The sequence below is a fragment of the Umboniibacter marinipuniceus genome (assembly GCF_003688415.1).
Lineage (GTDB): Bacteria > Pseudomonadota > Gammaproteobacteria > Pseudomonadales > DSM-25080 > Umboniibacter > Umboniibacter marinipuniceus.
Map to the genome: position 1 here is coordinate 257,432 of NZ_REFJ01000001.1, position 13,993 is coordinate 271,424.

Genomic DNA, 13,993 nt, shown 5'->3' on the forward strand with positions numbered 1-13,993 from the left:
CTAATTATTTGGAGCTGATGATGACTACGCGTGAGTAACGACCATCGGCAACAGTCCGTGCGAGCACGGAATCAACGTCAACGACTACCGTCTCCGAAGCGTTATAGCGCTCCCACTTAACACCGCCGTCTACCGAATACTCTAAGCCAAAGTGAGGAATTTCCGTATTCATTTTCAGTTCTCCCTCACTAATAACGCCGCCCGGTAGCGGAAGTCGATAGTTTGCCCCGCTCTGGTGGAGTCGAGGTAGGATGCGTTCGCCTAAGGTTGCCAAGAAAAGCGTGTAATCTTTCTGTATCGCCTGTTGATCGACCAATCCATCATTCAGGCTAAACGTAGTCCCTGGCGTATAGTCGAGTTCCCAGCTAGCACGATGCCATGCTCTTTCGCCGGCAGCGTAAAGGCGTGGATACATCATGTACTCGGCCTGAATATCCGTGCGAACTAACTCACTCCACAGCTGCACGCTCATTCCTGCAAAGTCTTGAACGCTGCGGTCAGACTCTGCGCTAAAGCCATGCCCGTGGCTGTTGACCGAGTTTGACGCATTTTGCGGCAAATTCTCAGGGGCAAAACCAAAGACTTTCTGTAATGTGTTTGCGCGGGTTGCCCAGTAGTAACCTGCTTCTTGCTGATCAATAGCTTGCGGGAAGTCAAAGTAGAGGTAGTCCGGCACCGAAATCACAAGATCGTAACCCTTGGCGGCCCAATCGTAAGCTGTGCTGCTACCGCCAGGTGCCAACATCTCCCAGAAGTTTACGTAAACCTGCTCGCTGGCAAAGTCCTGCGCACCGTCAGCATACTTTAGGCCGTCTTCCCAAGCTTGGAAAACTGGGAAGCCAGCGGCCACCGACATTTCACTGACTTTTTCAGCCCAATAGGTAGGTAGCTCGGCAGCAGAGCTAATGACGCCGTCGTCAATCAGTATTTGGCAAGCCGGTGATTTTTCAAAGGGATAGTCTTCGTTAGACAGGTCTATGGCACCTTTAAAGTCAACCAGTTCGTTACTGGCAATATCTTGGAATCCAGCGCCGCGTTTGATGTTTTTGGCTTCGTCTCCAGCAAAATGCCAGTGGCCAAGACGGACGCCGGCGTCTCGGTACATTGAAGCAACTTCAAAGAGTAGCTTTTCGGTAAAGCGTGTTGATGAGGCTACACACGGGTTGATAAAGCTCAGGCGGTTGTAGTACTGCACCGTGGTGACATTGGAGGTATCGGCTGGATCAATGAGGCGGTACTCATTAGCACCCATCGTATCCCCTTCAGCCAGCAAGCGGTTGTAACGTGCTTCCATGGCGACAACCGCGGCACGAGCGTGAGCTGGCATATCGATTTCTGGGATCACGTCAACCTGGCGCGCCTGTGCGTAACGCAGGATATCAATGAAATCCTGACGGCTGTAGTAGCCAGAACCAAAATTATCAGTGCTGGCGCCACTGCCTAGCTGAGGCAGCAAGCAGTCCTGCTCAGTTAGGTCGAAGCAGCGCTCAGCACCAACCTCGGTGAGTTCGGGTAAACCAGGTATTTCCAATCTCCAACCTTCGTCATCTGTGAGGTGTAAGGAAAGCTTGTTAAGTTTGGCAAAGCTCATTTCGTCGATAAGACGGAGGATGAACTCCTTCGAATGGAAGTTGCGCGCCACATCAATCATCACGCCGCGATAGTCAAAGCGCGGGTAATCGAGTACATCACCCAGCGGTAGGTGTTGATCATTCATCAGGCCGAAGAGGGTATTTAGACCATAGTAGACACCGCGTTCGTCGAAGCCGCTAACACCTACTCCGTCTGGGGTAATGGATAAGCGGTAGGCGCCCGAGACGGCTGCTTCATCGGCAAAATCACTCTCGCGAATAACAGCAATGATTGGGAATTCGCCATTCAGCTCAATACCTTGACGGTCTGCGGAAATAGTTAGCGCGTCAAAGGCTCCGGCGCTCAACTCTACTTGAGAAAACTGGAAGCCAGCGGGGACGGCGATATTTTCGTCGCTGAATGTTGCGCTAACAGGGGTAGGGAAAATCGCGGCGGCTGCGGGTACGTCGCCCAACGCGATATTTTGCTCATAGCGAAGTGCCGAAGTCTCGTTCACGGAGGCCTCATCACTGGTGCGCTGCAGCTCCGTTTCAGGGATGTCCAAAACAATCGCGTTTAAGTCCTCGGTATCCATCGCCACAATCTGGCGTGGCTCCGATTCGCCTACTACGACAAACGCGCCGGGAAGAAAGTCACTTTTACCTACCTCGAAGAACTCGCCAATAATAGGTATGCGGAGTGTTTCGCCTGCTTGTATTCCCGAAAAGTCAGCGGTTGGGCGCATTTCGTAGAAGTCACCAGTATGATGGACAACGGTGACTTGGTCAGACTTAATGTCTAAGAGTCGTCTCACACTGTGAAAGTAAATGGTCCAGTTTGATGAAATGACACCGTTGTCATTTGCAGTTAATAAAATATCAAACTGGTTACAGGTAGCCCATTCCGCGCCAAGCTCTAAGCATACGGAGTTATCACCGTTTGGAGCTTGATTCGAGATAAGTTCATACTGCATTTGTAGGCTGTTGGCCATTAACTCAGCTTGAGCTTGTTCGCTGACATCAGGTTGGCAACCGGAGCCAACTAACACCATTGTGGTGGCAATCAAACGCTTAAACATGATGATTCTCTCTTCTTATAAACTTTCATAACGCTAGCAAAAATCAGGTTGGCTCGCCACCTGTTATTCGCAGCCCACTATTTCAATGGTGTAGCCATCGGTGCTGACGTCGCCAGCGGCAAGGCGCTGAATACCTGCTTTATCGGCAAAGTTGATGCTGCTGGTGCCGCTGTCAGCGTAGCTTTGCCAAGGCTCTATGCAAACGTAGGGAGCATTTGGTTTTGCCCAGATACCAAGATGCGGGGTGTGCTCCCAATGCATACGCCAGTGCGCGTTGCCCTCAAGGTCTCGTAATGTGACGGCGCGAATGGGCGAGTCTATAAACACCAGAGCGTCATTGTTGAATAGGCTAGGCGTTAGTTGAATGGCGTCATTTTGGTTTCGCGCTAATGGTATTGTGTCAGGCTCTACCAAGCCAGTCTCGGTGACGCTAGAAATGGTTAATGGTTCACTGGTATCAACCGCCAATTCATAGGCGCTGACGTCGGCGCTAGGTAACATGAGTGCGGGGTGCGAACCGATGCTAAATAGCAATGCTCGCGAACCAGTGTTGGTTAGCGTGTAGGCCACAGCTAAGCCCTCATTCGACAGAGAAAACTCAACCTCGAGTGCAAACTCGAAGGGGTAGTAGCTGAGCGTCTCATCATCGTGAGTTGTGCGAAACTTACAGTAGGATTTCGACTGGGAAACAAGGTCAAAGTTTCTGCTTCGGCAAAACCCATGTTTTGGAATTTCGCAGGGCTTGTCATCGATAAGCACATGGCCTTCTCGTAGCACGCCGGTAATAGGGAAGAGGATGGGCGCACTTCCATCCCAAATAGCGGGGTCCGCCTGCCAGATATACTCGCGATTACCTTCAATGGTAACCAGGGACGCTAATTCGGCCCCTAGGTGGCGGATACCCACGCGAAGGGTATCGCTCTCAATATACGTTAGCATCGTAGCTCCTTTTTTAGGCAGCTATTCTACACTATTTTTTGCTAAGCATTAAGGTGAGAATCTCGGCTTAATGACCCTTGCTATCACGGGTTTGCGACCAAGCAAGCGCCGAAAGTAACAGGGCAATACCACTGACCCAAAATACCTGGCTCTGATCTTCCATGCGAGAGACCAATAGGCCAATTGCGAGGCTAACGAAGAGTTGCGGCAGCACAATCGAAAGGTTAAATAACCCCATAAACTGGCCCATTTTGGCCGGGTTTGCTTTACGACTCATAATAGCAAAGGGCAAGCTCACAATAGCTGCCCAACCTATCCCTAGCACAGCCATCAGTAGGTAAAGTGTGGTCACGGTGCTGGCCACTCCAAGGATAAGGAAATAGCCAAGCCCCATGGTTGCCGTACACACAGCCATAGTGGCAACGGTACCAATGCGGCGCGACAAAGGTGCTAGTACGGTTGCTGGTAAAATGGCTGCCACAGCATTAAGAATCAAAAAGCTAATAGAGATCACTTGGCCAACACTATTGTCATCTAGGCCGCTTATACGCCCTTGTACAAAGGCAATCATGTAAACAAACATGGATTGCACACCAATCCAGCTCAGTGCGTTCGCGGTAGCCACCTTACGAAAGCCGACGGTAGCTGAGTTAGCCGCCGTTTCGGTGCGGAAAATGGTTTCGGCCATCAGCCCTAATGTGAGGATGATCGCTGCGATTTCGACATAGAAATGGTCGGCTTCGAATCCAAAAATACGCGCCGGCATGGCATACAAACTGTAAAGCGCAAAGCCCCACAGCGGTTTGATCGCCATGATCATCTCTACCGTAGTGCCCTGTTCTTCGTCATCGGTTTGATTAGGCGCTAACTCGCGAGGTTCGGTGATGAACAGCGGTGGGAGTAGAGAGAAGGCAAGTACTAGGCCTACGGCGAAGTAGATAAGCACATAGTTACCCCAATAGGCTCCTATCGCATAGGCCAAGACGCCAAAGCTTCCCGAAATCGTCTGCATCCACGTGTAGCCGCGAGTTCGTTGATCACCGCTTGGCGTGACGTCGGTAATTAGGCTTCGTGTTGGATTAAAACTTACATTGATCGCCAGGTCTAAGCTGAGAGCAACAACAATGGCTACGCCAATAAGTGCTTCAATCCCCAGTTCTGAAGAGATTACATCAATATTTGGGAGCGCCAGCAACATGATGGCGGCAATAAAGCCTCCAATAAAAATAAAGGGTCGCCGTCTGCCACCCCAGAACCAAGTGCGGTCACTAACAATGCCAATGATTACTTGCCCAAGAATACCCGCAATAGGGCCTGCAGCCCAAACGAAGCCAACCTCGTGAATGTCTAAACCATACTGGGTGGTAAGGATCCAGCTTAGCGCGGCAATTTGTACCGATAACGCGAAGCCCATTGCAGTGGCAGGAAGGCTAAGGATCCCGAAAAAGAGGGGCGAAAGTTGACGCTGAGCATTATTCATTGTGAATCCTCGAGGCGAGTGTGGCTGTCATCATTAAAACCAATTAAGGAGGCGGCGGCTACTAAAAAGCTCACTCCGCCGATCACCATGGCAAAGATTGGCTGATTATCAAACAGCTGGCTAACTAGCAGACCTAGTACGCTCGCCGCAATGAGCTGCGGGATGACAATAAACAAATTGAAGATGCCCATGTAAGTGCCCATTTTATGCGACGGTAAGCAATTAGATAATAAGGCGTACGGGAGTGAGAGAATGGACGCCCATGCAACGCCCACCAACACCATGGAGGCAAGCAACCATTTCGGGTCAGCGATGAAATAGAAACTCACCAGGCCCACACCTCCTAGAGATAACGCAAGCGCATGGGTAGCGGGGGTGCCGATCTTTCTTGCTAAGAGCGGCAGTAGAAGCGCCGCTAGCATACCAACTCCGTTGTAGGCACTGAAGAGTACACCTACCCAGTTGGCGCCCTCGTTGTAGGTACTGCTGCTTGGATCGGAGCTGCCAAAATGAAAGCCGGTCACCGCCGAGGTGGTGTAAATCCACATTGAGAAGAGTGCGAACCAAGTGAAGAATTGAACCACAGCCAAGCGTCGCATCATTACCGGCATATGGGCAATGTCATTGGCTAATGACACGATCATGTTGTCCGAACCTCGGCGCTGCAGCCAGCTCGCCGCGGCAAAGAGCAGAAAGCCACCACTTAGCAACCCTACTAACACCCATAGCTCTTTGTTCCAGCCTAGTGTGTAGGTAGCGCCGCCCAGTATTAACCCCCCGATCAGCAACGCTAGCTGCCACGGCTGAAGTGAGAGTGGTTGATAAGTGAGCGCAACGCGTTCGTCATTCTGCCTGTTGAATTGAGCGAGTTGTTCAGGGGAGTACTCTTCCGTGGTGACAATGGTGTAAAGCACGGCGCTAAAGAACACGATGCCCCCCAGATAGAAGGAATAGACCACCGAGTTTGGAAGTTCGCCTTCGGCTGCCACATTACTAACGCCCAGTGCGGTGAGTAGCCAGGGCAATGAGCTGGCGATGACAGCGCCTACACCAATAAAAAAACTCTGTAATGCGTAGCCTAAAGGGCGCTGTTTTGGGGGTAAGTTGTCACCCACATAGGCCCGAAACGGTTCCATGGAAGTATTGATCGCGGCATCCAGTAACCACAGCATCACCACTGCAATCCAAAGTGCTGGTGAATTCGGCATGATGAATAGCGCAATGGCAGACAGCAAGGCGCCAGCGAAGAAGAAAGGCCTGCGGCGTCCCCATCGAGTCCAGGTGCGGTCACTGTAGTAGCCAATAATGGGTTGAATCAGAAGGCCAGTCAGCGGCGCAGCAATCCAAAGTATTGCCAGTTCATCCATATTCGCGCCCAAGGTTTGGAAGATACGGCTGACGTTGGCATTTTGTAGCGCGAAACCAAACTGGATGCCCATAAAGCCAAGGCACATATTGATGATTTGATGTGTTCGAAGCACGGGTTGTTGCATAGATGTCCCATTTACTGACAGCAGATAGATTCTGCACATTATTATAGTAGTTCGCACTATAGGAGCGTAAACCTGCTGAATCATCCCCCTATTTGGGGCTTAGCCGTGTAATTACTGACTAAAATCTAGTGATTAGCCCGATAATAAAAAGTTTATTTGTACGTTTTCAGCTTATAATTGCATAAACATCAAACACTAACCGTGGAATACAAATACTATATGCCCCAAAAACCGAAAGCCGACCCTCATGCTGAGCGCGAAGCGAAAAATTACGCCAATCCTGTTGTTAGCCGTGAATGGTTGCTCGAGGCGTTAGACCTCAAACCTCAAAGCTACGAAGAATTGTGCGAGCTTGCTCAAGCGGAATCCGAGGACCAGCGCGAGGGTTTACGCCGTCGTCTTAAGGCAATGATTCGTGATGGGCAAGTTTTGCTAAATCGCCGTGACCGCTTTGTGCCAATGAGTAAGGCCGACGTGCTGCACGGCAAAATTATCGGGCACCGAGATGGCTATGGCTTCTTTCGTCCCGATGACGGCTCGGATGATATTTTTATCAATCAGCATCAAATGGCCAAGGCTTTCGATGGCGATATCGCTGTGGTTCGTCCAGGCGCGGTGGATCGTCGTGGTCGCCGTGAAGGTACCATCATCCATATCACGCAGCGAGCCAATACCACCTTGGTGGGGCGTTTTGTGGATGAGGGCTACGTTCGCTATGTAATCCCTGATAATCAAAAGATTAATCAGAACATTGTGATTGCGCCCGAGGATCAGCTCGACGCTCGCGATGGGCAGATGGTGGTGGCTGAATTAATCAGCTTTCCCAGCAAGCGTAACTTGGCTACGGCGAAAATTATCCAAGTTCTGGGTGACAACATGTCGGCGGGTATGGAGATTGAGGTGGCTATCCATTCTCACCAGATCCCCGCAGAATGGCCCGAGGGAGTAACCGAGGTTGCCAACGAGTTGCCAGAAGAGGTTATCAACAGTGACAAGCTTGGGCGTTTCGATTTACGAAGTGTTCCGTTAGTAACCATTGACGGCGAAGATGCCCGAGACTTTGATGATGCGGTTTACGCAAAGCGCAAAGCAAACGGCGGCTACACGCTCTATGTGGCCATTGCTGATGTCTCCCATTACGTGAAACCAATGAGTGCGTTAGATATCGAGGGAATTAATCGCGGTAACTCTACCTATTTCCCTGGTTATGTGGTGCCGATGCTGCCTGAGCAGTTGTCTAACGGCTTGTGTTCACTCAATCCTGAAGTTGATCGCCTTGCGATGGTCTGTGAAATGCAGCTCAGCGAGGACGGCGAGGTTAATGACTTCAGTTTTTACGAGGCCGTAATTCACTCCCATAAGCGTTTAACCTACAGTGAAGTGGGCCGCGCGCTGAGCGAAGGGCCGGATGGGGAAACTCGCACTCGTCTTGCAGATCGAATTGCGGATCTGGAGACCCTTCATTCACTCTATAATGCGTTGCGGGCGAAACGTGATACGCGCGGCGCGATTGACTTTGAAACGGTCGAGCCAAGAATTATCTTTGGCCCTGGGCGTAAGATCGAAAAAATCGTTCCAGTAGAGCGCAACGATGCGCACAAGATGATTGAAGAAGCCATGTTAGCGGCCAACGTCTGCGCGGCAGAATTACTCGCTAAGGCTAACATCCCTGCGCTCTTCCGAGTCCACGAAGGGCCGGCTCAAGAACGCCTAGAAAACCTTCGTGCTTACTTAGGTGAACTCGGATTGAGTTTAACGGGTGGCGATCAGCCTACTCCCGCTGATTACCAGCTGCTGCTAGGCAGTATTGGCGAGCGGCCTGATGCACACGTGATTCAGTCTATGATGTTGCGCTCTATGGCTCAGGCTCAATATCGCCCAGATAACGAAGGTCACTTCGGTTTGGCGTACTCCGCTTATACCCACTTCACCAGCCCAATTCGCCGTTACCCAGACCTACTGGTTCACCGAGCAATCCGCGCGTTGATTGCCAAGAATGACGGCGCTAAGGTGAAGAAACACCCCGATGCGGAGTCAGCAGATTTTGCGGACTTGTATCCGTACGATATGAACGCCATGTTGCAGGCGGGCGAGCAGTGCTCCATGACAGAGCGTCGTTCCGACGAAGCAACGCGAGACGTGATTGCGTGGCTAAAGTGTGAGTTCCTCCGCCACCACCTTGGCGAGGAGTTTGATGGCACGGTGGCTACCGTCACCAGCTTCGGTTTGTTTATTGAGCTGAAGGATTTGTTCATTGAAGGCTTGGCGCATATCAGTAATTTGACTCAAGATTATTATCATTTCGACCAAGCCAAGCAAAGACTGGTGGCTGAACACAGCGGCAATAGCTTCAACTTAGGCGACAGCGTCCGCGTTAAGGTGGCACGCGTTGACCTCGATGAGCGCAAGATAGATCTAGAATTGGTTGGTCACGAGTCACGCCGATCCGCCACTAAAGGTAGGGGCAATAAGGCTGCAGCGAAGGGTGAAAGAACCGCTCGTTCAGGTAGCAAAGCAAAGGCTGCTGGAGCTAAATCCGGGCCGCGTTCAAAGGTGGAAAAGTCGCCAGCGAAACGTTCAAAGCCAATTAAGGAACGTGCACCTAAGCCAGTTAAGTCAAAAGCGAAAGCTGCTGACAAGGCCGTACCATTGGGTGCAGTGAAAGCCAAGCCAAAGCCTAAAGCTAAGGCCAAACGAGGTCCCCAAACCGCCGCCAAAGGTGAGGATTTCCTTGGCTCTCAGGGCAACGTCAACACGGATACCCGTAAGCCGAGACGTCGGACGAATGCCGCACCCGAGAGCGCTGGAGATGCGTCAACGCGTAATGTGTCGAAGAGCCACGCCGCCATTAAGGCGCGCGTGAAGCCAGGTAAAGCAAAGGCGAAAAAGCCGTCTAACACAGTGTCTGCGGAGGCCAAACCTGCGGAGAAAAAGAAACGCTGGTGGCAGTTTGGACGCAGCTAAGCTTTGGCGAAACCGACCTTTGCAACGCAATGAACAATTAGGAAACTGAAGATGGATTTAATTTTTGGACTGCACGCTGTTCAGTCGCTCCTCAAAACCGACGCTACACGTGTCCAAGAGCTCGTTGTTTTGCAGGGTCGCGGTGACCAACGGCTGCAGAAAGTACTCGGGCAAGCCCAGCGAGACGGTATCTCGGTAACCACTAAATCACGAAAAGTGATGGATGAGATGGTTGAAGGCAACCATCAGGGTGTGATCGCCCGTTGTACTCCGGGCGAGCTGAAAGACGAAAAGTACCTCGCGTCGTTGATCGAATCCCTGGATGAACCGCCGTTTTTCCTACTGTTAGATGGCGTCACCGATCCCCACAATATTGGCGCCTGTTTGCGTTCAGCCGATGCGGCGGGCGTGCACGCTGTGATTACCACCCGCGATAAATCAGCGGGGCTTACCGCCACCGCACGAAAGATCGCGTGTGGTGCTGCGGACACCACACCATTTGTGGTGGTGACCAATATGGCGCGCACGCTAGATATGTTCCAGCAGGCTGGAATTTGGATTGTCGGCACCGCAGGCGAGGCACCAACAACGGTTTATCAACAGGATCTCAAGGGACCTTTGGCCATTGTAATGGGTGCTGAGGATAAAGGTATGCGCCGTTTAACTCGTGATTATTGTGACTTTTTGGTGAACCTGCCCATGGCCGGTTCGGTGTCATCGCTCAATGTTTCTGTGGCAACGGGTGTGATTCTTTTCGAAGCAGTACGTCAGCGTCAGTTAGGCTAACTCGGCATCCGGTGCTTCAGCCATTGGTGAAAATGGAGTACGGCGAGCTCGCTAAGTGGGCCGCCACTCTCGTCTGCCATAACAATGCCCTGCGTAAAGCTCGCGCTGTGATAGCCACGTTGCACGGCCTCGCAATAGGCAATGTCTTCGCGTTTTACATCTAGTATGACGTTAGCGAGTAACGCTGTCAGCGCGTTCTCTTCACCATCACGCCACGTCCTTAGTTTCACTAAGGTTTGTTCGGCACTCACAGGAACAACCTGCATAAAATTTATCTGCCTAACACCGGGTGTGATATTAATAATCATATTGGGATAAAAGCTAAAAAATGCCCACTCTTTAGGGCTATTCAGAGGCAGTGGTATCGTCCCCGTATAGTGAGCTGTTTGTAAGCTCCAACAGCCGTCCGCACTACCATGGTAGCTAGGTAGCGCCATCACTTCGCAGAAGCTTTTATGGCCTACTCCGCAGTGATAGCACTCTAAGTAATTGTCCATCACCACCTTCCAATTTGCCGCAATGTAATACTCGCTTTGCGTAAGCGAATTCAGCGCCGAGAGCGGGCCTAAGCGTTCGTAAATTTCTTCGCTTACACGCGCCAGTTGGTGAGCGGGGAAAGGCTCGTCCTGGGCAAGACAAACCCAGATTAGATCTTGTTCGCGCCGCACCGCATAGCTCGGGAGGCAAATGTCCGCTGTCGAAAAATTTGCCACGCGCTTCGCATTGGGTGCACGAAGTAACTGCCCGTCTGTCTGATAGCGCCAGCTGTGATAGGGACAGCTAATTTGCTGCGTATTACCACTACCAGTAAGTAGCGGGTGGCCGCGATGGCGACAAATATTACTCAGCGCCCGCAGCGCCCCCCGATCATTGATGACTACTACCGACTCCTGCCCGATATGGGTCACAAAGAAATCACCGTGCTGGGATAGGTCATTAGCACAGCCGACCAAATGCCAACTCTTGGCAAACACGGCTTGATCCTCCAGTGACAAAATTTCGGGGAGGATATAATCACTAGCAATAATGGGGTCAAAGGTAGACATGATGGCATGCTCACAACTCATGATTAACTGAAGATTACTGCAAACTTCATGTTTTTCTACGTGATAAATACTCACTCAGAGGTCAATAAATTTAACCTACCTGCTACCGCTTCCTACGCCGCCTACGCAACACGATCGTTAACGGACTTGTAACACATCGCAATTAGGCTAGGAGGAATTGAAGCATCAAGACGAGGTGGTGATTGTGTCGCAGTGGCGTAAAAAGATACTGAATAGCGGATGGATGTGTTGGAGTCTGCTTACTTCGCACCTGGCGCTTTCACAACATCTCAGCGGCATTATTGTCGGTGCGGATCCACAGCTTTCGCGCGTCATTGTGAGCGATGATTCCTCAATGAGCGTTAGTTTTCTTGGCGAGCGCATTGGTGACTCCGACCCCCGAGTTATCACCTTAATTACTCCAAGGTACATTGAACTCAACGGTCCACAGGGAAAGCAGCGTTGGTATCTTGGTGAGCAATCTTCACTTGCCCGCTTATCCGCTGCACGGCAAGCGCCGCAGGTTGTGAAGCGCGAGGAAGCTAGCAAGCCGCCCACCGCTAGAATATTAAGATTTGATCAATTTGTGGCGGTTGAGTGGTTCGCTCGAACTGGGCGCGGCAGAGGTTTAAAGATTACTAGCGCGGTTAATCCGTCTTGGTTAACGCAATCGGCGTTACGCCTTAACGATGTCATAACCGAGATAGATGGCGCGTTACTCTCCACTCCTGAAATAGCCCAAACATCCTGGCTTGAACTTGCTCCGAAGGATTTGACTACGCTGGTTATCCGGCGGGGTAATCAACGGCTTGTCTTAACCGTAGACCTTCGCCTGTTATTGTAGGGGGCATGATTAACTTCACACTAAACCAAGGTCATGGTCCTGTCACAAAGCGTTAACGCTATCGCAATATTCCCGACACCGAATTGTCATCTTAGGCGCTCAAACTAGCCACAGTTTCGAAAATAACCAAGCCGACAGGCTTAGCTAATAATTGTTTTGGAGAGCACCATGAAGCGCAATAAACTTTTCCTCGCAATGAGTCTATCAACCGTCCTCGCGGCATGCGGCAGCGACGTCGATTTGAACGTGGGCAATACCATAACCGGCGGCGATATTGGCGGTGATAACGGAGGCGGAGTGACCAACCCATGCGCCGCCTATGACGTCAACGGTACGAGCTACCAAGGCGATTACCTATCTGATGGCAACTGTTCTTACTCGTTAGAGTTTGCCCGTGCCGGTAAGCCGGTGATGGCCGATGTGACGTTTGGCGTTTTAGAGAGCGGCGGTGTTCATAAATTTGCGGGAGCGCTGGAGATAGGACAGGACGTAGATAACTCCATAGCTGGCACAGTGCCGAGCGCGGGCAATGCGCCGGTGGATCAAGGTGGCGCTCCCGAAGGTCCGGTGTTGTTTGTCAACAAGGGCGCAACCTTAGCGTTCCCGGAAGGCACCTTCTTGCGCATCAACCGTGGCTCGCAGATTATTGCTCGTGGAGCTGTTGATGCCCCTATTACTTTCACATCAATTGCTGACATTGAAGATAGTAATAATCCGGAAAATGCGCGTCAGCAGTGGGGTGGACTGCAGCTGAATGGCAATGGTATAACCCAAGCCTGTACTGACGATCAGCGTAACAATGCGACTTGCGCAGTGCAGACCGAGGGGGTGCCTTCCTACTACGGCGGTGACAACAATGATGAGAGCTCCGGTGCGCTCAATTATGTGGTGGTCAAGCACTCGGGCTTCGAAGTATCAGAGGGCGATGAGCTGAACGGCATCAGCTTCTATGCCGTGGGTGGGAACACCGAAGTGGACTATGTTCAGGTCTACAGCACCTACGATGATGGCCTGGAATTCTTTGGCGGTGATGTCTCGGTATCACATGCCGTCCTGAGCTTTGTAGATGATGATTCACTCGATTTCACTGATGGTCACACGGGTGTCGTCCAGTACGCATTGATTGTTCATGAAGAAATGGATGGCAACCGCTGTATTGAAGCAGATGGTCAGAGTAAGGCATCTGGAACGGGTAACCAGGAAGAAATGTGGCACTCGCTGATGCCTTACACGGACGTAAAAATCGCGAACATGACCTGCCTGAGCTCGGCCTCAGATGAGAGTGCGGGAGGTACGCACGGAGATTCCGAGGGTGTTCTTTTCCGCAAGGGCTTTAACGGCGGTTTGTACAATTCCATTATCACCACCTACAACGCCACGGGTGAATCAAATGAACTCGTCGAGTTTGATGACGGAGCGCCCTATCAAGCGTCGCAGGGTCGAATTGAGTTAAAGGGTAATATCTTCGCTGGCTCTGAGCCGCTCAAGGATCCGGGGACCGAAGACATTGACGGCAATACCCTTGTTGATATGGCGACCTTCGTAAGCGGAAACGACAACGCTGTGACCACCGATTTGGCCGAAATTCAGTCAATCCGAAACGGCTATATCAGTGCTGCCGAAACCCTCGGTGCTAGCCCAGTGACGCTAACGGCCATCGATACCCGCTTTGACGACTCAGATTTCATTGGTGCGGTAAAAGACGGAGACGACTGGACTGCAGGATGGACGGTGGGGTTAGACTCACTCCCCGCTGGCGTGAGCAACTAACTGCTAGCACTCAATGGTGGG

At 51.4% G+C, this 13,993-nt stretch carries 9 protein-coding genes; 4 read left to right on the forward strand and 5 right to left on the reverse strand.

Going from position 1 to position 13,993, the window contains the following annotated elements:
* Positions 1–4 precede the first annotated feature (4 nt).
* The 4 genes from DFR27_RS01215 to DFR27_RS01230 form a co-directional block, all read right to left on the reverse strand.
* Positions 5–2,650, reverse strand: coding sequence for a family 20 glycosylhydrolase (locus DFR27_RS01215; RefSeq protein ID WP_121875635.1), 2,646 nt, complete (start codon positions 2,648–2,650; stop codon positions 5–7).
* A 63-nt stretch (positions 2,651–2,713) separates the two neighbouring features.
* Complete coding sequence (locus DFR27_RS01220) at positions 2,714–3,589, reverse strand: aldose 1-epimerase family protein (RefSeq protein WP_121875636.1); 876 nt, start codon at positions 3,587–3,589, stop codon at positions 2,714–2,716.
* Positions 3,590–3,656: 67 nt separating this feature from the next.
* Positions 3,657–5,069 (reverse strand): MFS transporter, encoded by a 1,413-nt coding sequence (locus tag DFR27_RS01225; protein WP_121875637.1) that lies wholly within the window; start codon positions 5,067–5,069, stop codon positions 3,657–3,659.
* On the reverse strand, positions 5,066–6,562 hold the full coding sequence (locus tag DFR27_RS01230; protein ID WP_121875638.1) for an MFS transporter: 1,497 nt from the start codon (positions 6,560–6,562) through the stop codon (positions 5,066–5,068). Before DFR27_RS01230 ends, DFR27_RS01225 begins: the two co-directional genes overlap by 4 nt.
* 219 nt (positions 6,563–6,781) lie before the next feature.
* On the opposite strand from DFR27_RS01230, the gene rnr reads away from it, so the two are divergent.
* Both rnr and rlmB read left to right on the forward strand, forming a co-directional pair.
* A complete protein-coding gene (gene rnr, locus DFR27_RS01235) occupies positions 6,782–9,526 on the forward strand; it encodes a ribonuclease R (RefSeq protein ID WP_121875639.1) in 2,745 nt (914 codons plus the stop codon).
* A 45-nt stretch (positions 9,527–9,571) separates the two neighbouring features.
* On the forward strand, positions 9,572–10,312 hold the full coding sequence (gene rlmB, locus DFR27_RS01240) for a 23S rRNA (guanosine(2251)-2'-O)-methyltransferase RlmB (RefSeq protein ID WP_121875640.1): 741 nt from the start codon (positions 9,572–9,574) through the stop codon (positions 10,310–10,312).
* Here rlmB and DFR27_RS01245 read toward each other — a convergent pair.
* Positions 10,309–11,433, reverse strand: coding sequence for an aromatic ring-hydroxylating oxygenase subunit alpha (locus DFR27_RS01245; protein WP_121875641.1), 1,125 nt, complete (start codon positions 11,431–11,433; stop codon positions 10,309–10,311). The genes rlmB and DFR27_RS01245 overlap by 4 nt on opposite strands.
* A gap of 103 nt (positions 11,434–11,536) precedes the next feature.
* Here DFR27_RS01245 and DFR27_RS01250 point away from each other — a divergent pair, with 103 nt between their 5' ends.
* Positions 11,537–12,202: a hypothetical protein gene (locus DFR27_RS01250; protein WP_121875642.1), complete on the forward strand. Its 666-nt coding sequence runs from the start codon at positions 11,537–11,539 to the stop codon at positions 12,200–12,202.
* Positions 12,203–12,370: 168 nt separating this feature from the next.
* On the forward strand, positions 12,371–13,972 hold the full coding sequence (locus tag DFR27_RS01255; RefSeq protein ID WP_121875643.1) for a hypothetical protein: 1,602 nt from the start codon (positions 12,371–12,373) through the stop codon (positions 13,970–13,972).
* Positions 13,973–13,993: the final 21 nt, after the last annotated feature.